Source organism: Terrabacter sp. 2RAF25 (assembly GCF_052115265.1).
GTDB lineage: Bacteria > Actinomycetota > Actinomycetes > Actinomycetales > Dermatophilaceae > Terrabacter.
In genome coordinates, this window is record NZ_JBFRGJ010000008.1 from 360,130 (window position 1) to 380,014 (window position 19,885).

19 protein-coding genes are annotated in these 19,885 nt (G+C 70.2%); 16 read left to right on the plus strand and 3 right to left on the minus strand.

Annotation, left to right across the window (positions count from 1 at the left end; translation table 11 throughout):
• Positions 1-2 precede the first annotated feature (2 nt).
• The 5 genes from hisH to AB4091_RS19380 all read left to right on the plus strand — a co-directional run bounded on the left by hisH (position 3) and on the right by AB4091_RS19380 (position 4,217).
• On the plus strand, positions 3-641 hold the full coding sequence (hisH, locus tag AB4091_RS19360) for an imidazole glycerol phosphate synthase subunit HisH (protein WP_442294024.1): 639 nt from the start codon (positions 3-5) through the stop codon (positions 639-641).
• 54 nt (positions 642-695) lie between these two features.
• Entirely contained in the window at positions 696-1,028 is a 333-nt protein-coding gene (locus AB4091_RS19365; RefSeq protein WP_442294026.1) for a hypothetical protein, read from the plus strand.
• A gap of 146 nt (positions 1,029-1,174) precedes the next feature.
• Positions 1,175-1,927, plus strand: coding sequence for a bifunctional 1-(5-phosphoribosyl)-5-((5-phosphoribosylamino)methylideneamino)imidazole-4-carboxamide isomerase/phosphoribosylanthranilate isomerase PriA (priA, locus tag AB4091_RS19370; RefSeq protein WP_442294028.1), 753 nt, complete (start codon positions 1,175-1,177; stop codon positions 1,925-1,927).
• Positions 1,924-2,724, plus strand: a complete 801-nt coding sequence (locus AB4091_RS19375) for an SseB family protein (RefSeq protein ID WP_442294030.1) — start codon at positions 1,924-1,926, stop codon at positions 2,722-2,724. The genes priA and AB4091_RS19375 overlap by 4 nt, the downstream gene beginning before the upstream one ends.
• A gap of 26 nt (positions 2,725-2,750) precedes the next feature.
• Positions 2,751-4,217 (plus strand): DUF445 domain-containing protein, encoded by a 1,467-nt coding sequence (locus tag AB4091_RS19380; protein WP_442294032.1) that lies wholly within the window; start codon positions 2,751-2,753, stop codon positions 4,215-4,217.
• Between the two features lie 35 nt (positions 4,218-4,252).
• Here the strand turns inward: AB4091_RS19380 and AB4091_RS19385 are convergent, their stop codons facing one another.
• A complete protein-coding gene (locus AB4091_RS19385; RefSeq protein ID WP_442294034.1) occupies positions 4,253-6,037 on the minus strand; it encodes a sigma-54-dependent Fis family transcriptional regulator in 1,785 nt (594 codons plus the stop codon).
• 261 nt (positions 6,038-6,298) lie between these two features.
• Between AB4091_RS19385 and AB4091_RS19390 the strand changes: the two genes are divergently transcribed.
• The 9 genes from AB4091_RS19390 (at position 6,299) to AB4091_RS19430 (ending at position 15,458) form a co-directional block, all read left to right on the plus strand.
• Positions 6,299-7,930 (plus strand): hypothetical protein, encoded by a 1,632-nt coding sequence (locus AB4091_RS19390; RefSeq protein WP_442294036.1) that lies wholly within the window; start codon positions 6,299-6,301, stop codon positions 7,928-7,930.
• Positions 7,931-8,067: 137 nt separating this feature from the next.
• Positions 8,068-9,135, plus strand: coding sequence for an FAD-binding oxidoreductase (locus AB4091_RS19395; protein WP_442294038.1), 1,068 nt, complete (start codon positions 8,068-8,070; stop codon positions 9,133-9,135).
• Between the two features lie 44 nt (positions 9,136-9,179).
• A complete protein-coding gene (locus AB4091_RS19400) occupies positions 9,180-10,286 on the plus strand; it encodes an aromatic/alkene monooxygenase hydroxylase subunit beta (protein ID WP_442294040.1) in 1,107 nt (368 codons plus the stop codon).
• Between the two features lie 2 nt (positions 10,287-10,288).
• The gene (gene mimD / locus AB4091_RS19405) at positions 10,289-10,624 is read left to right on the plus strand and encodes a propane 2-monooxygenase effector subunit MimD (protein WP_442294108.1); all 336 of its coding nucleotides are present in this window, start codon (positions 10,289-10,291) and stop codon (positions 10,622-10,624) included.
• 132 nt (positions 10,625-10,756) lie between these two features.
• Positions 10,757-11,803 carry an amidohydrolase family protein gene (locus AB4091_RS19410; protein WP_442294042.1) on the plus strand — a complete coding sequence of 349 codons (1,047 nt, stop codon included), beginning with the start codon at positions 10,757-10,759 and terminating at the stop codon, positions 11,801-11,803.
• A complete protein-coding gene (locus AB4091_RS19415) occupies positions 11,800-12,585 on the plus strand; it encodes an iron-sulfur cluster assembly protein (protein ID WP_442294044.1) in 786 nt (261 codons plus the stop codon). The genes AB4091_RS19410 and AB4091_RS19415 overlap by 4 nt, the downstream gene beginning before the upstream one ends.
• On the plus strand, positions 12,582-13,607 hold the full coding sequence (locus AB4091_RS19420) for an NAD(P)-dependent alcohol dehydrogenase (RefSeq protein WP_442294046.1): 1,026 nt from the start codon (positions 12,582-12,584) through the stop codon (positions 13,605-13,607). The genes AB4091_RS19415 and AB4091_RS19420 overlap by 4 nt, the downstream gene beginning before the upstream one ends.
• A gap of 77 nt (positions 13,608-13,684) precedes the next feature.
• Positions 13,685-15,334 carry a chaperonin GroEL gene (gene groL, locus AB4091_RS19425; RefSeq protein WP_442294048.1) on the plus strand — a complete coding sequence of 550 codons (1,650 nt, stop codon included), beginning with the start codon at positions 13,685-13,687 and terminating at the stop codon, positions 15,332-15,334.
• Position 15,335: 1 nt separating this feature from the next.
• A complete protein-coding gene (locus tag AB4091_RS19430) occupies positions 15,336-15,458 on the plus strand; it encodes a hypothetical protein (protein WP_442294050.1) in 123 nt (40 codons plus the stop codon).
• A gap of 78 nt (positions 15,459-15,536) precedes the next feature.
• Here AB4091_RS19430 and AB4091_RS19435 read toward each other — a convergent pair whose 3' ends face one another.
• Positions 15,537-16,004 (minus strand): MarR family winged helix-turn-helix transcriptional regulator, encoded by a 468-nt coding sequence (locus tag AB4091_RS19435; protein WP_442294052.1) that lies wholly within the window; start codon positions 16,002-16,004, stop codon positions 15,537-15,539.
• Between the two features lie 65 nt (positions 16,005-16,069).
• On the opposite strand from AB4091_RS19435, the gene AB4091_RS19440 reads away from it, so the two are divergent.
• Together AB4091_RS19440 and AB4091_RS19445 are read left to right on the plus strand one after the other, a co-directional pair.
• On the plus strand, positions 16,070-16,498 hold the full coding sequence (locus AB4091_RS19440) for an organic hydroperoxide resistance protein (protein WP_442294054.1): 429 nt from the start codon (positions 16,070-16,072) through the stop codon (positions 16,496-16,498).
• A 48-nt stretch (positions 16,499-16,546) separates the two neighbouring features.
• Positions 16,547-17,548 (plus strand): NADP-dependent oxidoreductase, encoded by a 1,002-nt coding sequence (locus AB4091_RS19445; protein WP_442294056.1) that lies wholly within the window; start codon positions 16,547-16,549, stop codon positions 17,546-17,548.
• Between the two features lie 111 nt (positions 17,549-17,659).
• Here AB4091_RS19445 and AB4091_RS19450 read toward each other — a convergent pair whose 3' ends face one another.
• Entirely contained in the window at positions 17,660-19,726 is a 2,067-nt protein-coding gene (locus AB4091_RS19450) for an elongation factor G-like protein EF-G2 (protein ID WP_442294058.1), read from the minus strand.
• Between the last annotated feature and the right edge of the window lie 159 nt (positions 19,727-19,885).

A 19,885-nucleotide genomic window follows, 5' to 3' on the forward strand; every position in this document is an offset into this window, starting at 1 on the left:
CGGTGAGCGCCGACGTCGTCGTCCTCGACTACGGCAGCGGCAACGTCCGATCGGCCGTCCGCGCCCTCGAGCGGGTCGGTGCGACGGTCACCCTGACGGCCGACCCCCACCGCGCGCTCGAGTGCGACGGCCTGTTCGTCCCCGGCGTCGGCAACTTCCACGCGTGCATGGCCGGACTCGCCGCCGCGCACGGCCCGCGGATCATCGGCCGCCGCATCAGCGGAGGCCGGGCGGTGCTCGGCGTCTGCGTCGGCATGCAGGTGCTCTTCGACGGCTCGGCCGAGCCGTCGGCGCACCCCCTCGAGGGCCTGGCCGAGTGGCCCGGCACCGTCGAGCGGCTGCCCGCCGACGTCGTGCCGCACATGGGCTGGTCCGAGGTCGAGGCGGCCGAGGGGTCGCGGCTCTTCGCGGGTGTCGAGCAAGAGCGCTTCTACTTCGTGCACTCGTATGCCGTCCAGCAGTGGACCCTCGAGGCCACCGGAGCCTTCGCGCGGGTCGCGCCTCGAGTGACGTGGGCGCGTCACGGTGCGAAGTTCGTCGCGGCGGTCGAGAATGGCCCCCTGAGCGCGACGCAGTTCCACCCAGAGAAGTCCGGCGATGCCGGCATCCATCTTCTGGAGAACTGGGTCCGCAGCCTGTGAGCTGAGCCCGGATCCCTTTGTCAGTCAAGGGGACCGGGTCGAAGAGGAGGAGCCATGGCGACGAGGAAGTCGGCAAGCACGAAGCGTTCGACGTCCAGGGGGACGGCGAGCCGGGCCTCGACGCGCCGACGCACGTCGTCGGGGTCGCTCTACCCGCGCCGCCGCGCCAGCCGGCCCGGTCTGCCCACCACGGTCGGCACGGCCATCGGCGCCCTCGTCGTCACGACGTTGCTCGACCTGTCCTGGCCGATGCGACTGCTGCTCATCGGCATCGTGCTCGTTCTGGGCCTGGCCTACGTGCTGTGGCGCCACCGGGCCGAGATCACGGCAGCAGCCTCGCCCGAGCCGGACGACCCTGCCGCCCCCACCACCACCCCAACCCCCTGATCGAGAGAACACTCCGTCACCCCGTTCCCGATCGAGAGAACACTCCGTCCTGTGCCCGGCGCCCGACTGACGGTCCGGTCGGTCGGGATCCCGGACCCCACGGCATACTCGGAGGTCGACGATCGACCCGAGGAGTGCGTGACCGAATGACCACACCCACCGACCAGCCACGGCTGGAGCTGCTGCCCGCCGTCGACATCTCGGGGGGCCAGGCGGTGCAGCTCGTGCAGGGCGTCGCCGGCAGCGGCGGCCAGTTCGGCGATCCCTGGGAGGCCGCGCAGGCGTGGCAGCACGCCGGAGCCGAGTGGATCCACCTCGTCGACCTCGACGCGGCGTTCGGCCGCGGCAGCAACCGCGAGCTCATCGCCTCGATCGTGGGCCGCCTCGACCTGCAGGTGGAGCTCTCCGGGGGCATCCGCGACACGGAGTCGCTCGAGGCGGCACTGGCGACGGGCTGCCGCCGGGTCAACATCGGCACCGCAGCGCTCGAGGACCCCGAGTGGACGGCCCGCATCATCGCCGACCACGGCGACCGCGTCGCGATCGGCCTCGACGTGCGCGGCACGACCCTCGCGGCCCGGGGCTGGACCCGCGAGGGCGGCGACCTGTGGGACACCCTCGAGCGCCTCGACCGCGAGGGCTGCGCCCGCTACGTCGTCACCGACGTCAACAAGGACGGCATGCTCCAGGGCCCCAACGTCGAGCTGCTCCGTGACGTCTGCGCCCGCACCGACCGTCCGGTGGTCGCCAGCGGTGGGGTCTCCACCCTCGACGACATCGCGACCATCCGCACCCTCGTCGGCGACGGCGTCGAGGGCGCCATCGTCGGGTCTGCGCTCTACCGGGGCGCGTTCACGTTGCCCGAGGCGCTCGACGTCGCCGGTCGTCCGTCCGCATGAGCGGATCCTCCGAGCTCCGGGCCGGGCAGGGCCACGTCGACGCGCAGGGCCGCCCTGCTGACTCGGCGGGTCAGGCGTGGGAGGGCAAGTTGATCCCGTCGCACGGGTTCTCCGGCGACGACGGGTCTGCGGACCAGCGGCTTCTGGCTGCCCTCCGTGCCGCCCAGTCGGCGCCTGACGACGACACCGAGTCGCTCCTGATGTCGAGCGTCGCGCGGAGCCGGTGGCTCGTGCCCGTCGTCGCCGTCGCCACCGAGGTCGACGAGACCGGCGAGCACGCCGTCGACACCCGCAGCGACATGGCCGCCGTGACGCTGACCTCACCCGACGGCTCGCGCGCCCTGCCGATGTTCACCTCGCTCGAGAGCCTCACCGCCTGGGACCCCGCCGCGCGACCCGTTCCCGTTCGCGCTGCCGCCGCTGCGCAGGCCGCGATCAGCGAGGAGTGCCACGTGCTGGTCGTCGACGTCGCGTCGCCGCACGCGACCGTGCTGCGGCCCAGCATGCTGTGGTCGCTGGCCCAGGAAAGGACGTGGCTGCCCAGCCACCTCGACCCGCACGTGGCCTCGGCGGTGAGCGCCGCGGTGGCCGCCGAGCCCCGTGTGGCACGTCACCTCCTCGAGGCGGGCGAGCCTGCGGGCGCCGGTGTCCTGCGCGTCGTGCTGACCCTCAGCCCGGGTCTCGTGGCCGACGAGGTGAGCGCGATCGCCACCCGCATCGGCGAGCGCATAGCGACCGATGGCGAGACGCGTGCGAGGATCGATGCTCTGACCTTCGCGCTCGAGACGGCGCGCTGAGCACACCATCCTCGGAGGTGCCGCACGTGGACACCACACCCCAGGCGACGCGAGAACGCGACCCGGAGGGCAAGCACACGCCTGCCCCCGGCGCCGGAGCACACCCGGGCTCGAAAGACACCCCGTCCGCCACGCCGGCGACCAGCCCCGGCGCGTCCGAGCCGACCGGCGCGAGCCCAGACAGGCCGGAGGGACGCACGGGGGGCCGGCGGCGCGGGAGTGGCGCGGGCGGACCGCTCGGGTTCATCGTCGACCCCGCCCTGGAGGCACAGCGACGCCGTGACCTGCGCCAGATGCGGCTCGTGGCCACGGGCCTGCTCGTGCTCGCGGCGATCGTCTACGTCCTCACCCGCGGCCACGACGACGGCATCCTCGGTTTCGTCAACGCCGGGGCCGAGGCCTCGATGGTGGGTGCCTGCGCCGACTGGTTCGCCGTGACGGCCATCTTCCGGCACCCGCTCGGCCTGCCGATCCCGCACACCGCCCTCATCCCCCGCAAGAAGGAGATGATCGGCCGCAGCCTCGAGGAGTTCGTCAGCGAGAACTTCATGCGCGAGGACATCATCCGCGAGCGGGTGCTCGACGCCGAGCCGACCCGGCGCGCCGCCGAGTGGGCGCTCACCCCGGGTCACGCCAAACGCCTCGTCGACGAGGTCGCGACGGTCACCGTCCACGCCTTGCACCGCATCCCCGACGAGGACGTCCGTGCCGTGATCGAGCAGGCCGTCCTGCCTCGTCTGGCCCAGGAGCCGATCAGCTCGCTCGCGGGTGGCCTGCTCGACCAGGTCGTGCGCGACGAGGCGCACGTCGGGCTGGTCGACCTGGCGCTCGACGAGATCCGCGTGTGGCTCGTCGACAACGAGGACCTCTTCGAGTCACTCATCACCCAGCGCGCTCCCGCCTGGGTCCCCGACGCCATCAACGACATCGTCGCCCGCAAGATCCACGTCGAGGCCCTCAAGTGGCTGGCCGACATCCGCAACGACCCGCGCCACGACGTGCGCCAGGCGCTCGACAAGCTGCTCATCGACCTCGCCGACGACCTCCAGCACGACCCGGTCACGCAGGCCAAGGCGGAGCGCCTCAAGGAGCGGGTGCTCTCACACCCGCAGGTGGCCGACACGGCGATGTCGCTCTGGGGCTCACTCCGTGCCGTGGTGGTGGCTGCACTCGAGGACGAGGGCGGGCCAGTCCGCGCCCGCGCCGTCCAGGAGGTCACGGCGCTGGCCAAGCGCCTCCTCGCCGACGAAGCGCTTCGCGACCGCATCGACGCCCGCATCTGCGACGCCACCGTGTACGCGGTCGACCGCTACGGCACCGAGCTGACCCGCATCATCAGCGACACCGTCGACCGGTGGGACGGCAAGGAGACGGCCGAGCGGGTCGAGCTGCAGGTCGGCCGCGACCTGCAGTTCATCCGGATCAACGGCACCCTCGTCGGCGGTCTCATCGGCATGCTCATCCACGCGATCTCGATCGTGCTGCCCTCGTAGGTCCCAGCACGGGACGCGACTGGTCCCCGCGTGGTTCAGGGCCGCGTGTCGATCATGTAGCCCCGGATCTTGCGGTAGATCGTGGCGCGCGACATGCCGAGGTGCCGAGCCGCCAGACCCTTGTTGCCGCCGTGGTCGTCGAGCGCGCGCGTGATCGCGTCGCGTTCCAGCGCCTCGAGCGGGGTGAGACTGCGTCGTCCCACCGCCATGCACTCGGGCGGGAGGTCCGCGAGCTCCACGGTGCCGCTCCGCTTCGTCGCCACGATCTTGCGCAGGGTGTCTCGCAGCTGGCGCACGTTGTTCGGCCACGGGTGGCGCGTCAGCTGGTTGACGGCAGACTGCGAGATCTGCAGCTCACGGTTGGGCGAGAGCGATCGCAGCAGGTGCGGGATGACGACCCGGATGTCCTCCGGACGGTGCCGCAGCGGCTCGAGCACGACGGTCCGGTCGAAGCACGGCATGAGCTGCGTCTCGACGGGCTCGCTGCGGCCTGCGCGGGTGCAGGTGGCGACGACCCACCGGGCCGCGCCCCGTGAGCGGTCAGCGTGCTCGACGAGCAGCGTGGCCACCGACTCGACCAGGTCGGGGTCGATCCGGTCGAGGTGACGGATGACGAGCGTGCCCTCCTCGGTCTCGAGCTCGTCGACGAGCGATGCGAACCACGAGTCCGGGTCGGTCGGAGAGGCTGCGGCGTCCAGCACCCGGAAGTGCCGCTCGGGGGAGTGGGCCAGGTGGATGCCCCGCGCCAGCGAGAACGACCCCACCCCGGGCTCGCCCTCGACGACGACCCAGGCGCCGGAGCGGTGGGCTTCGCGCAGCTGCAGGATGACCCGCACCCACTCCGGGCTGGTGCCGGCCACGCCGGGCAGCGACACCGACACGGGCCGCAGCTGCTTGGGCCCGCCGCCGATAAGCTTCGACGGCTGCTGCAGCTGCACCCGGAAGACGCCCCCGACGACTCGGGGACCCACCGAGGTGGGCCGGTAGTCGAGCCGGGCCACCGTGCCGCTCGGCAGGTCGGCGACCAGGGTCAGGGGCGAGCCCTCACCGATGACGTCGCCGGTGCGAGCCACCAGTGCCGTGCGGTCGGCGACGTCTAGCCGTTGCTGGGTCAGGTGGTTCATCATCACGACCTCGTCGCCCAGGGCCAGGACCGGGCCGGTGGCGTGACGGCAGGCGGCGAGGTAGTCGCGCAGCAAGGTCAGCTCACCCACCGAGACCTTGGCCAGGATCTCCGACTCGATGCGCTCGGCGATCGATCGCGCGTACGACAGCAGGAGCCCGTTCGAGACGCTGGCCGAGCACGTGAGATCCACGACCCCCACCAGCGCCCCGCTGATCGGGTGGTGCACCGGTGCGCCGGCGCACGCGAACATCATCAGCGGTTCGGTGAAGTGCTCGCCGCCGGTGATGAGGGTCGGCGTGCGGGTGAGCAGGGTCGTACCGATTCCGTTCGTGCCCACGGCCTCCTCGGCGTAGGTGAAGCCGGGCGCGAGGCTCACCCGTTCGAGCCTCTTCGCCAGAGACCGGTCGGTGCAGAGCCGGTGCACGACGTGTCCCTCGGCATCGGCGAAGATCATGCTCACGGGCTCGTCACCGAGCTGCTCGGCCGCCCTCGCGAGCACCGGCCACACGAGCCGGTGGACCTCGGACTCACCCAGCGTGGCCGCATACTCGGGCAGGACGAGCTCGGGATTGACGCCGGCCTGCGTGCTGCGCTGCCACGACTGGCCGACGACCTCGCGCACGGTGCCCTCGAGGACGCCCGACTCGATGAAGTGGCCCCTGGCGAGCTCGAGGGCCTGGGTCCGGTCGGCCACCGCCACCTCCTCGTCACGGGGCGCCTCAGTGCGCCCGAACGTCCTGCCCCAGTGTCAGTTCCCGGCCGCCGTTCGGCAAGGAACCGTCCGACCCGCACGCTGGGACCGTCTCAAAGTGAGACGGCGCAGGTCCGGGCCTGCGCCTGCTCTCACATTGAGACACCTGCGCACGCTGCCGCCGACCAGTCTCCTGCCACACGGCGAAACGATCCGCCGAACCGGCTCGGTCCACCCGGACCGACCCGACACCAGGAGGCAAGAGTGAGCAGACAGAGTCTGACGAAGGCCCACGCCAAGATCTCCGAGCTGACGTGGGAGCCGACCTTCGCGACGCCCGCGACCCGCTTCGGCACGGACTACACGTTCGAGAAGGCCCCGAAGAAGGACCCGCTCAAGCAGATCATGCGGTCCTACTTCCCGATGGAGGAGGAGAAGGACAACCGCGTCTTCGGAGCCATGGACGGCGCGGTGCGCGGCAACATGTTCCGCCAGGTGCAGCAGCGCTGGCTCGAGTGGCAGAAGCTGTTCCTGTCGATCATCCCGTTCCCCGAGATCTCGGCGGCCCGCGCGATGCCGATGGCGATCGACGCGGTGCCCAACCCGGAGATCCACAACGGGCTCGCGGTCCAGATGATCGACGAGGTGCGTCACTCGACGATCCAGATGAACCTCAAGAAGCTGTACATGAACCAGTACATCGACCCGGCCGGCTTCGACATGACCGAGAAGGCCTTCGCGAACAACTACGCGGGCACCATCGGCCGCCAGTTCGGCGAGGGCTTCATCACCGGCGACGCGATCACCGCCGCCAACGTCTACCTCACCGTCGTCGCCGAGACGGCCTTCACCAACACGCTCTTCGTCGCGATGCCCGACGAGGCGGCGGCCAACGGCGACTACCTGCTGCCAACGGTCTTCCACTCCGTCCAGTCCGACGAGTCGCGCCACATCTCCAACGGCTACTCCATCCTGCTCATGGCCCTTGCCGACGAGCGCAACCGGCCGCTCCTCGAGCGCGACCTGCGCTACGCCTGGTGGAACAACCACTGCGTCGTCGACGCGGCCATCGGCACCTTCATCGAGTACGGCACGAAGGACCGGCGCAAGGACCGCGAGAGCTACGCCGAGATGTGGCGCCGCTGGATCTACGACGACTACTACCGCAGCTACCTGCTGCCGCTCGAGAAGTACGGCCTGACGATCCCGCACGACCTCGTCGAGGAGGCCTGGAACCGGATCACGAACAAGGGCTACGTCCACGAGGTCGCCCGCTTCTTCGCCACCGGCTGGCCGGTCAACTACTGGCGCATCGACACCATGACCGACACGGACTTCGCCTGGTTCGAGGAGAAGTACCCCGGGTGGTACAGCAAGTACGGCAAGTGGTGGGAGAACTACAACCGCCTCGCCTACCCCGGCAAGAACAAGCCGATCGCCTTCGAGGACGTGGGCTACCAGTACCCGCACCGGTGCTGGACGTGCATGGTGCCGGCCCTCATCCGCGAGGACATGGTCGTCGAGAAGGTCGACGAGCAGTGGCGGACCTACTGCTCCGAGACGTGCTACTGGACCGACGCCGTCGCGTTCCGGTCGGAGTACGAGGGCCGCGAGACGCCGAACATGGGCCGCCTCACCGGCTTCCGCGAGTGGGAGACGCTGCACCACGACAAGGACCTCGCCGACATCGTCAAGGACCTCGGCTACGTCCGCGACGACGGCAAGACCCTCATCGGTCAGCCGCACCTCGACCTCGACCCGAAGCGGATGTGGACGCTCGACGACGTGCGCGGCAACCGGTTCATGAGCCCCAACGTGCTCCTCAACCAGATGTCCGACAGCGAGCGCGAGGCCCACGTCGCGGAGTACCGCGCGAACGGCACGAAGGTCGCCTGACCGATCTCGTGACCGGGGCGTGCTGCTCCACGCCAGATCGGGTTGGCGGCGCCACCAGGGATGAGTGTCGCCGCCAACCCCCGGCGGGCCCGTGCCCGCCCCGATCCCGTCCACACCCCACCCGAGAGGAGGCCACCGTGGCCGACACCCACAAGATCCGCTTCGAACCCGTCGACATCGAGATGGAGGTCGCCGAGGACGAGAAGATCCTCGACGCCGCCTTCCGCCAGGGCATCCACCTCATGCACGGGTGCCGCGAGGGCCAGTGCTCGGCCTGCAAGAGCTACGTCCTCGACGGCGAGATCCAGATGGAGCGCTACTCGACATTCGCCTGCAACGACGCCGAGGTCGACGAGGGCTACGTCCTGCTCTGCCGGGCACACGCCTTCAGCGACTGCACCATCGAGCTGCTCAACTTCGACGAGGACGAGCTGCTCGGCGGCGTGCCCATCCAGGACGTCCGCGCCCGGGTCACCGCCATCGAACCGGTGACGCGCGACATCGTGTCGCTGCGCCTCACGGCGGTCGAGCCCGCGGCGTACGAGTTCAAGCCCGGCCAGTACAGCGACATCGGCATCCCCGGGACGGACGAGCACCGCTCGTTCTCCATGGCGACGACGCAGTCCACGCCGGGCGAGGTGGAGTTCCTCATCAAGAAGTACCCGGGCGGCCGCTTCTCGGCCCTGCTCGACGACGTCCTCCGGGTCGGCGACGAGCTGCACGTCAACGGCCCGTACGGCTCCTTCACGATCAAGGAGGGCCACGTCCTGCCGGTCGTGTGCATCGGCGGCGGCGCGGGCATGGCCCCGATCCTGTCGCTGCTGCGTCACCTCAACGAGACCGGCAGCACCCGGCCGGTGCGCTTCTACTACGGCGCCCGCACGGCTGAGGACCTCTTCTACGTCGACGAGATCCTCGCCCTCGGGGAGGGGCTGCGCGACTTCGAGTTCGTCGCCTGCCTCTCGGAGGCGGTCGACGCGACGCCGTCGCCGAGCGGGCGTATGCCGTCCGCCGTGGTCCCCGAGGCCGGCAACGTCACCGACGTGGTGGCGCGCCGGGAGGCCGAGCTCGCGAGGTGCGAGGTCTACCTGTGCGGTCCGCCGCCGATGGTCGACGCCGCCCTCGTCTTCCTCGAGGGGCAGGGCGTGCCCGGTGACCAGGTCTTCCACGACTCGTTCACAAGCCCGGCGGTCGTCACGGCCTGACCGCTTCACATCCACGAATCACCAACACCAACAACGGAGTTGACATGGTTGACATCACCGACCAGAAGACGCGCAGCTTCCCGAAGATCGAGTTCACCGACTCCGAGGCCGGCGCCCTGGAGTTCCCGAGCTCGAAGAGCCGCACGTACAACTACTACAAGCCCGCGAAGCTGCGGGCGACGATGTACGAGGACGTCACCGTCGACGTGCAGCCCGACCCGGACCGGCACCTGACCCAGGGTTGGATCTACGGCTTCGGCGACGGCCCCGGTGGCTACCCCAAGGAGTGGACGAAGGCCCAGTCGTCCGACTGGCACGCCTTCCTCGACCCCAACGAGGAGTGGGAGCAGACGATCTACCGCAACAACGCGGCGGTCGTCCGGCAGGTCAACCTCTGCCTCGAGAACGCGAAGCGGGCCCGGGCCTACGAGGCCTGGAACCACGCCTGGGTCTCCTTCATCCAGCGCAACCTCGGCGCCTGGATGCACGCGGAGAACGGCATCGCCCTGCACGTCTTCACCTCGATCCAGCGGTCCGCACCGACGAACATGATCAACAACGCGGTCGCGGTCGCCGCCGCGCACAAGATGCGGTTCGCGCAGGACCTGGCCCTCTACAACCTCGACCTGTCCGAGGCCGGCATCGACTTCGACGGGGCGGCCCACCGCGACGTGTGGCAGAGCGCGCCGGAGTGGCAGCCGACCCGTCGGACCGTGGAAGAGCTGACCGCAGTGGGTGACTGGGCCGAGCTGACCTTCGCGACGAACATCGTCTTCGAGCAGCTCGTCGGCCAGCTCTTCCGCAGCGAGCTCGTCATGCAGATCGCCGCGCGCAACGGCGACTACATCACGCCGACGCTCGTCGGCACCGGTGAGAACGACTACGCCCGGGACCTCGCCGCCTCGCGCAACCTCTTCCAGCTGCTCGTGCGCGACGAGGAGCACGGCGCGGCCAACAAGGTCCTCTTCGGGCAGTGGCTCGCGACGTGGGTCCCGAAGTGCCTCGAAGCCGCCCAGGCGCTGCAGCCGATCTGGTCGCAGCCCGCCGAGAAGACCGTCACCTTCGCCACGTCCCTCGACGCGGCCAAGGACAAGTTCCGCAGCCTGCTCGACGAGATCGGGCTCGACCTTCCGAAGGAGCTGGACCAGTGAGCATGCAGTTCGGACCCTCTGCCTCGTTCTCCAACATGTGCGGGGTCACCCTGATGAACACCCCGGTCGGGCGCGTCGTCGCCGAGGTCATGGGTCGCAAGGAGGGCGTCGAGCTCACCGAGTACCCGTCGATGATCCGGGTCGACGGGACGAAGCTGCTGAGCTTCGACTACGACGAGCTGACCGACGCGCTCGGCACCGAGTTCGACGGCTCCGTCTTCGAGGAGATCAGCTCGACGCACTACGGGCGGATGGTCCACCTCGACGACAAGACGATGCTCTTCGCGAGCCCGGAGGACGCTGCCGAGTACATCGGCTTCGACCTCAGCGTCCACTGAGCACAACGGAGATCCACTGGCGCGCAAAGCAGTTCGTATGCCGCTGGGCCGGCCACCAGCCCGGCGTGGCCCCGCAGCCGGCCCAGCGGCATACCGCGTTTCATCCCGACACCACGAAGAAGTGAGGAAGAAATGTACGAGAAGAACGGCGAGAAGTACTACGTCGTCGACGCGCACGTCGCCCTGTGGGACGCGCGTGAGCCGAACCTCAAGAACGTGCACGGAAAGCAGTTCATCGACTGCTTCTACGACTACCACAAGAACCTCAGCCCCGAGGAGGTCGTGTGGGACTACGACACGTACACGTACTACGGCGGCGAGCGCCTGATGAAGGACCTGTTCGAGGAGGGCTACGTCGACCACGCGATCTTCCAGCCCGCCCACCTCGGTGACTTCTACAACACCGGCTTCGGCCAGACCGAGGAGGCATGGGCACTGACGCAGGCCAACCCCGGGAAGCTCACCTACAACCACAACTTCGACCCGCGCAACGAGCAGGCGGGGCTGGACCAGCTGCGCCAGGACGCCGAGCGGTTCGGCCTGAAGGGGGTCAAGCTCTACACCGCGGAGTGGCACGGCGACTCGCGCGGCTACAAGCTGACCGACCCGTGGACGTACAAGTACCTCGAGGCGTGCGAGGAGCTCGGGGTCACGAACATCCACATCCACAAGGGCCCGACGATCATCCCGCTCGACCGTGACGCCTTCGACGTCGCCGACGTCGACGCGGTGGCCACCGACTTCCAGGGACTCAACTTCGTCGTCGAGCACTGCGGGCTTCCGCGGCTCGAGGACTTCTGCTGGATCGCGACCCAGGAGACGAACGTGCACGCCGGCCTGGCGGTCGCGATGCCGTTCATCCACACCCGTCCCCGGTACTTCGCGCAGATCATCGGTGAGCTCCTCTACTGGATCGGCGAGGACAAGATCCAGTTCTCGAGCGACTACGCGATCTGGACCCCGAAGTGGCTCATCGAGAAGTTCGTCGACTTCCAGATCCCCGAGGACATGACGGAGTACCCCGAGCTGACGGCCACGGCCAAGAAGAAGATCCTCGGGCTCAACGCCGCGAAGATGTACGGCTTGGACGTGCCAGCGCAGCTGCGGCTGGCCGACGACGAGGAGGGCGAGCCGGGCCTGGAGGTAGCGGCGGGTGCCAAGGAGAGTGCGCTCTCATGAGCGCCGTCGCCACCCCGGTGGCGTCATCGACCCGACGGGGAGCGGTGACGCGACACGGGGCATCCCTGGCGAACGAGGTGCTCGACGCGCTGGCCACGGTGATGGACCCCGAGCTGGACGAGCCGATCACAGAGCTCGGCTTCGTCCGGTCCGTGGCCCTGCACCCGTCCGGCGTCACGGTGCACCTCCGGCTGCCCACGTCGTTCTGCTCCCCGAACTTCGCCTACCTCATGGTCTCGGACGCCCAGGACGCGCTCCGGCGGGTGCCGGGTGTGGGGCAGGTGACGGTGCTGCTCGACGACCACCACGACTCGGACAAGATCAACGCCGGCATCGCTGCCGACGCCGGCTACCTGGGCACGTTCGGTGCCGAGGCCGAGGAGAGCCTCGACGCGCTGCGGCTCACCTTCCAGCGCAAGGCGCACACCGCGGCGATGGAGCGGTGCGTCATGGCGGCCCTCACCTCGGGCAGCGCCCGGCTCGAGGATCTCGGGTGCCTCACCCTCGGCGACCTGCCGGCCGGGCGCACCAAGGAGGCGCTGCTGCGACGTCGCACCGACCTCGGGCTCGGGGTGGCGCCGGATCACCCGGTGGTCGTGGACGAGCACGGTGTCCCCGTGCCCGACGACGAGCTGCCCCTCCGGCTGCGCCTCGCGACGTCGGTGCGGATCTCCATCGAGGGCAACGCCCACTTCTGCCGCGGACTGCTCGCGACCCGCTACGCGGACGGCGACGCCACGGCCATCACCACGCAGGTCACGGACACGAGGAGCACGTCATGAGGGCCGTCCAGGTCGTCGGGTACCACACCAAGCTGCAGCTGACGGAGGTGCCGGAGCCGAAGGTCGAGGGACCGCTCGACGTCATCGTCAGGATCGGGGGCGCCGGTGTGTGCCGCACCGACCTCCACATCCTCGAGGGCCAGTGGGAGGCGAAGAGCGGTGTCGCCCTGCCGTACACGATCGGCCACGAGAACGCCGGCTGGGTGCACGCCGTCGGCGACGCCGTCACCAACGTCGCCGTCGGCGACACGGTGATCCTCCACCCGCTGATCACGTGCGGGCTGTGTCGCGCGTGCCGCTTCGGCGACGACGTCCACTGCGAGAACAGCCAGTTCCCCGGGATCGACACGAACGGGGGGTACGCGGAGTACCTCCGGACCACGGCCCGCAGCGTCGTGCGCATCGACGCGTCCCTCGAGCCGTCGGACGTCGCGGCGCTCGCCGACGCGGGCCTCACGGCGTACCACGCCGCCGCCAAGGCGGCCCGGGTCACCCGCCCGGGTGACGTCTGCGTCATGATCGGCGCCGGCGGTCTGGGCCACATCGGCATCCAGGTCATGAAGGCGATCTCCGGGGCGACGGTCGTCGTCGTCGACCGCAACCCCGACGCCGTCGCCCTCGCGGTCGAGATCGGCGCGGACCACGGCGTCGTCGCCGACGGCACCCACGTCGAGAAGGTCCTCGAGCTGACCGGCGGGAAGGGCGCCGAGGCCGTCATCGACTTCGTCGGCGAGGGCGGGGCGACCAGGGAGGGCACGGCGATGCTCCGCCGGGCCGGCAGCTACTTCGTCGTCGGCTACGGCGAGAACATCGACGTCCCGACCATCGACGTCATCTCGACGGAGATCAACTTCGTCGGCAACCTCGTCGGTTCGTACAACGACCTCCAGGAGCTCATGGTCCTCGCCGCCCAGGGCAAGGTCACGCTCCACACCACGAAGTACCCCCTGGACGACTTCCAGCAGGCGATCGACGACCTCGACGCCGGGCTCGTCCGCGGACGCGCGATCCTCATCCCCTGACGCCGGGCCCGGCCACCGTGCCCTGACGGGTGCCGGCCGGGCAGCGTCGTCGCCATTCACCCGAAGGACTGAAGACCATGGCAAAAGAACTGCGCTTCAACGAAGAAGCCCGCCGCCTGCTCGAGGTCGGCGTCAACGCCCTCGCCGACGCGGTCAAGGTGACGCTCGGCCCGAAGGGTCGCAACGCGGTGCTCGAGAAGCTCACCGGGCCACCCACCATCACCAACGACGGCGTCACGATCGCCAAGGAGATCCAGCTGCGGGAGCCGTTCGCCAACATGGGCGCCCAGCTCGTCAAGGAGGTCGCCATGAAGACGAACGGCGTCGTCGGCGACGGCACGACCACCGCGACGGTGCTCGCGCAGGCGATGGTCCGTGAGGGCCTCCGCGCCGTCGACGCCGGGGCCAACCCGATGCGGGTGCGTCGTGGCATCGAGCAGACCGTCCCCGTCGTCGTCGACACCCTGCGCCGCCTGGCCACTGAGGTGACCGGTCAGGCGGCCCTCGAGCGCATCGCGACCCTGGCCGCGAACGACGACGACGCCATCGGCTCGGCCGTGGCGGAGGCGGTGACCCGGGTCGGCAAGAACGGCATCGTCGCCACCGAGGAGTCGGAGACGCTCGGGCTCTCGGTCGACGTCGTCGACGGCATCGAGTTCGACCACGGCTACATCTCGCCGTACATGGTCACGGACCGCGAGAAGATGGAGGCGGTCTACGACAACCCGGTCATCCTCCTCACGAACAAGAAGATCACCCAGGTCCAGGACCTCATGCCGACCGTCGAGGCGGCCAAGCGGGCCGACCGTCCGCTCGTCATCCTCGCGGAGGACGTCGACGGCCCGGCGCTGCAGCTGCTCGTCGGCGGCAACATGCACCACACGATGCAGTCGGTCGTCGTCCGGGCCCCGGGGTTCGGGCACCGCCGCCTCGCCGAGCTCGAGGACCTCGCCATCGCCCTCGGTGGACGGGTCGTGGCCAACGACACCGGCATCGAGCTGCACGAGATCAGTGCCACCGACCTCGGCACGTGCGACCGCATCACGATCACCGAGCACGAGACCACCATCGTCGGCGCCCATGGCGACCCGGCGCTCGTGGACGCGCGGATCTCCCAGCTGGAGAAGCAGTTCGAGCGGTCGAAGATCGAGGGCGACCAGGACAGCCTGCAGCTGCGGCTGGCGCGGATGACGGGTCGGGTGGCCGTGATCAACGTCGGGGGAGCGACCAGCGTCGAGCTCAAGGAGCGCATGCTCCGGGTCGAGGACTCCCTGGCCGCGGCCCGGGCGGCGCTCGCGGAGGGCATCGTCGCCGGCGGTGGCACGGCACTGACCCAGGCGCAGGACGCGGTGTCGCGCATCGAGCTGACCGGTGACGACGCGGTGGGACGCGAGATCGTGCGACGGGCACTCGTCGAGCCGCTGCGGTGGATCGCCATCAACGCCGGGTACGACGGCGACGAGGTGGTCTCCCGTGTGGCGGCGCTGCCCATCGGCCACGGGTTCGACGCCGTGACCGGGCACTACGGCGACATGCTGGAGGCGGGGGTCATGGACCCGCTCAAGGTGACCCGGGCGGCCCTCGAGGCGTCCGCGTCCATCGCCGGGCTCATCATCACGACCGAGACCGCGATCGTCGAGGAGGTCATGGGCAACCCGGGCGCCATCTACGCACCCGGCTTCGGTGACCTGGCCGAAGGTCTCGTCCGTCCGAGCAACATCTACTGAGATGGTCGTGCTCGAGGTCCTGCTCGTCCTCGCACCCGTCGTCGTCCCGCGGGTGCTCTGGGCACGGGCGCAGCAGCAGCGCCTGAGCGACCTGGTGTCGCCCCGACGTCTGCCGACCGCCTGAACACACGCAGCCGCCCCCGCCGCGAACGGCGGGGGCGGCTGCACTGTGCGGTCGCAGCGGTCGCGGCGGTCGCGCTGCTCAGGTGGGGACGTCGGGGTCCTGCAGCGCCGCCGTGACGTCGCGAAGCGTGCGGTGGAGGTCGACGAGCTGGCCCCGCGTCAGGCCGCTGCGCCTCGCGATCTCGAGGGGGACGTCCCCCAGGGCGGCAAGTCGGTCGCGGCCCGTCGGGGTGATGGAGACGAGCACGCGGCGCTCGTCCTCGGGGTCGCGTGCGCGCCCGACGAGCCCGGCCTTCTCCATGCGCTTGAGCAGGGGGGAGAGCGTGCCGGAGTCCAGGTGCATGAGCTCGCCGAGGCCGCTCACGGTCAGCGGGCCGTGCTCACCGACACCCATGAGGGCGATGTACTGGGGGTAGGAGAGCCCGTGCTCGCCGAGCAGCTCTCGGTAGACCGCGTCGAAGGCGCGCACGGTGGTGTGCATGGCGTAGCAGATCTGCTGCTCGAGGCTCAGGTGGCCGGCCGCGGTGGTCGGATTGGACGGGCTCATGGCTCAAGCGTACTATCAAATTGCGCACAACTTAATTGCTGACCATTCCTTGACTGAGGAGCCACATGACCACCGCCACCCAGACCGCCCAGTACGTCGCCTCCGCCACCGCCTCCGGCCGCGAGGGACGCGCCGTCAGCACCGACGGCCGCCTCGACGTCACCCTCGCGGCGCCCCGCGAGCTCGGCGGCAGCGGCGAGGGCACCAACCCCGAGCAGCTCTTCGCGGCCGGGTATGCCGCGTGCTTCGCGAGCGCCCTGGGTCTGGTCGCGCGCAAGCGCCGGGTGGAGGACTTCGACGTCGCGGTCACCGCGGACGTGAGCCTCAGCGGCTCCTCGAGCACCGGCTTCGGCCTCGCCGTCGTCCTGCACGTCGAGCTGCCCGAGGGCATCGACGCCCAGCTCGGTCGGGAGCTCGTCGAGGTCGCCCACCAGGTGTGCCCCTACTCCAACGCGACGCGCGGCAACATCCCCGTCGAGATCATCATCGACTGACACCACGCACCCACCAACCCCAGAACCACTGTCGTACAAGGAGATCCGATGACCACCCCCCGTGAGGTACAGCTCGTCAGCCGCCCCGTCGGCTGGCCCAAGCCCGACGACTTCGCCCTCGTCGAGAGCGCACCCGTCGACCTCGCCGACGGCCAGGTCCGCGTCCGCAACGAGGTCATGTCGGTCGACCCGTACATGCGCGGCCGCATGAGCGACGCCAAGTCGTACGCCGAGCCGTACGCGCTCGGCGAGGCGATGCACGGCGGCGCCGTCGGCGTCGTGACCGAGTCGCGGGCTGACGGCATCAGCGTGGGCGACCACGTGCTGCACGGTCTCGGATGGCGCGAGCAGGCCGTCCTCGACGGCACGGCCGTCCGAGTCGTCGACACCTCGGTGGCCCCGGCGTCGGCGTACCTCGGCGTGCTCGGCATGACCGGCCTGACGGCATACGCCGGCCTCACCCGCATCGCCAAGATCAAGGAGGGCGACGTCGTCTTCGTCTCCGGCGCGGCCGGGGCCGTCGGCTCCGTCGTCGGCCAGGTCGCGAAGGCACTCGGTGCCAGCCGGGTCATCGGGAGTGCGGGGTCGCAGGAGAAGATCGACCACCTGCTGAACGACCTCGGCTTCGACGCCGCGTTCAACTACAAGGACGGCAAGGTCTCCACCCTCCTGCGCGAGGCCGCTCCCGACGGCATCGACGTCTACTTCGACAACGTCGGAGGCGAGCACCTCGAGGCCGCCATCGGCTCGCTGCGCCTCGGCGGCCGCATCGCGGTCTGCGGCGCCATCTCGGTCTACAACGACACCGAGCCGGCGCCCGGCCCGCGCAACCTGGCGCGGCTCATCCAGACCCGCGGCACGATCACCGGCTTCCTCGTCGGAGACCACTGGGACCTCGGCGGCGAGTACGCGCAGCGGGCGGCCGGGTGGATCGCGGACGGCTCGCTGACCTCCCGCGAGACCTTCGCCGACGGCCTCGACCACGCCGTCGACGCGTTCCTCGGCGTCCTGCGCGGCGAGAACACCGGCAAGATGGTCGTCCGCCTCTGAGCCGGCGGACCCCGCACACGCGTTACCCCCCTTCATCCAATCGAGAGAACGCTCCGTCACGTGACGGAGCGTTCTCTCGATTGGATGAAGGGGGAGGCCTTTCGGCGGCGTTCAGGCCTTGAGGAGGTCGCGCAGCTTGTCGGCCGGGAGCAGGTCGTGGCGCACCGGCTCGCGCGCGAACGAGCCGGTGCCGTGCGACACCGAGCGCAGGTCGATCGGGTAGCGCGACAGCTCGGCCTGCGGCACCTCGGCGTGCACGACCGTCCAGCCGCCCTCCGGGCCCATCTCGTCGGCGGGCTCGGTGCCGAGCACCTGGCCGCGCCGGCCGCGCAGGTCTGACATGACGGCACCGAGGTACTCGTCGGCGATCGTGATGTCGACCCGGTCGATCGGCTCGAGCAGCGCCATCGTCGACTCGTTGGCGGCCTCCTTGAGCGCGAGCGCTGCCGCCGTCTGGAACGCGACGTCCGACGAGTCGACGGAGTGGGCCTTGCCGTCGGTGAGGGTCACGCGCACGTCGACGACGGGGTGGCCGGTGAGCAGGCCCTTCTCGAGCTGCATCCGCGCCCCCTTCTCGACCGAGGGGATGAACTGGCGCGGAACGGAGCCGCCGACCACCTTGTCGACGAACTCGAAGCCCGACCCGCGGGGGAGCGGCTCGATCTCGATCGAGCACACGGCGTACTGACCGTGCCCGCCGGACTGCTTGACGTGGCGGCCCTGAACGCTGCACTTGCGCACGAAGGTCTCACGCAGCGCAGTGCGGTAGGGCTCGGCCGCCACCGTCACCCCGTAGCGCTCGGCGAGCTGCCCGATGAGGTCGTCGACGTGCGCCTGCCCCATGGTCCAGAGCACGACCTGCTCGGTCTCCGCGGAGTGGTCGAGCCGCACCGTGACGTCCTCGGCCACGAGACGCTGGAGGGCTGCGGCCAGCTTGTCCTCGTCGGACTTCGTCGCCGCGCGGATCGCCACGGGGAGCAGTGGCTCGGGCAGCAGCCACGGAGCCACGACCGCAGGCCGCTCGAGCGACGAGAGCGTGTCCGACGTCTCGGCCCGCGTCAGCTTCGACACCAGAGCCAGGTCGCCGGCGATGGCGGTGCCGCGTGGTCGGTGGCCGTCGACGAAGGGCGATGCGAGCGGACCGACGCGCTCGTCGTCGTCGTGCGCGGGGTGGCCCGTCACCTCGTGACCGACGAAGTCGCCGAGGTGGCCCGACACGTGAACCGTCTCGTCGACCCGGAGGGTGCCGGAGAACACGCGCACGAGCGAGAGGCGCCCGACGTACGGGTCGGTGGTGGTCCTCACGACCTCGGCCACGAGCGGCTGGCTGGGATCGCACGCGACCCCAGTGATGGCCCCGCCGGCCGGGCTGGTCACCGTGGGCAGCGGGTGCACGGTCGGGTCGGGGAAGGCGCGCTCGACCATGCCGAGCAGCTCCTCGACACCCGCGCCGGTGAGCGGCGACACCGGGACGATGGGGAAGAAGGTGCCCTGCGCGATCGCGGCGCGCAGGTCGGTGAGCAGGGACTCGGTCTCGATGGTCTCGCCCTCGAGGTAGCGGTCGAGCAGCGTGGCGTCCTCGGACTCCTCGATGACCGACTCGATCAGGGCCGACCTGGCGTCCTCGTGCTCCACGGACGTCTCGCCCGTGAGCAGGCCGACGACCCCGGTGACCTCACCGGCGGTCATGGTGGGCCAGTGGGTGGCGCGAGCGTCGCCGAACGTGCGGCGGCACGTCTCGACGGTGGCCGCGAAGTCGGCGCGGGGCTGGTCGAGGTGCGTGACGACGACGGCGCGGGGCATTCCCACGGCTGCGCACTCGCGCCACAGCAACGAGACCGGGCGGTCGATGTCATCGGCACCCGAGATGACGAACACGGCGGCGTCGGCGGCTCGGAGCCCGGCTCTCAGGTCACCGACGAAGTCGGGGTAGCCGGGGGTGTCCAGCAGGTTCAGCGTGACCTGACCCGACTCGAACGAGGCTGCGGTGAGGGTGGTGGTGCGCACGTGGTCGGTGGTGCCGGTGCGCTGACCGGGCACGCGCGCCGCCACGAGCGCCTCGAAGAGTGCGGTCTTGCCGGCCCCGCCGGGTCCGACCAGCACGACGTTGCGGATGTCCTGCGGCGAGGCGGGGTTGGGGGCCGCAGGAAGGTCTGATCTGCCGGGCGTCTTTGCCATGACCCCACCCTTCTCCTGTCGCCCACCCGTCACAAGACCCAGGCGTATGCCGTCTGGCCGCCTCCGCTACGACGCCGACGACGCGACCACGCGGGACCACGACGGCACCCCGACAGGACCCGACGAGGACCCCGACAGGACCCCGAGGACGCGCATGGC

Excerpts from the sequence above, each read along its gene's own strand:
- AB4091_RS19375 (WP_442294030.1), top strand. The coding sequence starts at position 1,924 with ATGAGCGGATCCTCCGAGCTCCGGGCCGGGCAGGGCCACGTCGACGCG.
- mimD (WP_442294108.1), top strand. The coding sequence starts at position 10,289 with ATGCAGTTCGGACCCTCTGCCTCGTTCTCCAACATGTGCGGGGTCACC.
- AB4091_RS19430 (WP_442294050.1), top strand. The coding sequence starts at position 15,336 with ATGGTCGTGCTCGAGGTCCTGCTCGTCCTCGCACCCGTCGTCGTCCCG.
- groL (WP_442294048.1), top strand. The coding sequence starts at position 13,685 with ATGGCAAAAGAACTGCGCTTCAACGAAGAAGCCCGCCGCCTGCTCGAG.
- AB4091_RS19445 (WP_442294056.1), top strand. The coding sequence starts at position 16,547 with ATGACCACCCCCCGTGAGGTACAGCTCGTCAGCCGCCCCGTCGGCTGG.
- AB4091_RS19420 (WP_442294046.1), top strand. The coding sequence starts at position 12,582 with ATGAGGGCCGTCCAGGTCGTCGGGTACCACACCAAGCTGCAGCTGACG.
- AB4091_RS19450 (WP_442294058.1), bottom strand. The coding sequence starts at position 19,726 with ATGGCAAAGACGCCCGGCAGATCAGACCTTCCTGCGGCCCCCAACCCC.
- AB4091_RS19410 (WP_442294042.1), top strand. The coding sequence starts at position 10,757 with ATGTACGAGAAGAACGGCGAGAAGTACTACGTCGTCGACGCGCACGTC.
- AB4091_RS19440 (WP_442294054.1), top strand. The coding sequence starts at position 16,070 with ATGACCACCGCCACCCAGACCGCCCAGTACGTCGCCTCCGCCACCGCC.
- AB4091_RS19415 (WP_442294044.1), top strand. The coding sequence starts at position 11,800 with ATGAGCGCCGTCGCCACCCCGGTGGCGTCATCGACCCGACGGGGAGCG.
- AB4091_RS19365 (WP_442294026.1), top strand. The coding sequence starts at position 696 with ATGGCGACGAGGAAGTCGGCAAGCACGAAGCGTTCGACGTCCAGGGGG.
- AB4091_RS19435 (WP_442294052.1), bottom strand. The coding sequence starts at position 16,004 with ATGAGCCCGTCCAATCCGACCACCGCGGCCGGCCACCTGAGCCTCGAG.
- priA (WP_442294028.1), top strand. The coding sequence starts at position 1,175 with ATGACCACACCCACCGACCAGCCACGGCTGGAGCTGCTGCCCGCCGTC.
- AB4091_RS19400 (WP_442294040.1), top strand. The coding sequence starts at position 9,180 with ATGGTTGACATCACCGACCAGAAGACGCGCAGCTTCCCGAAGATCGAG.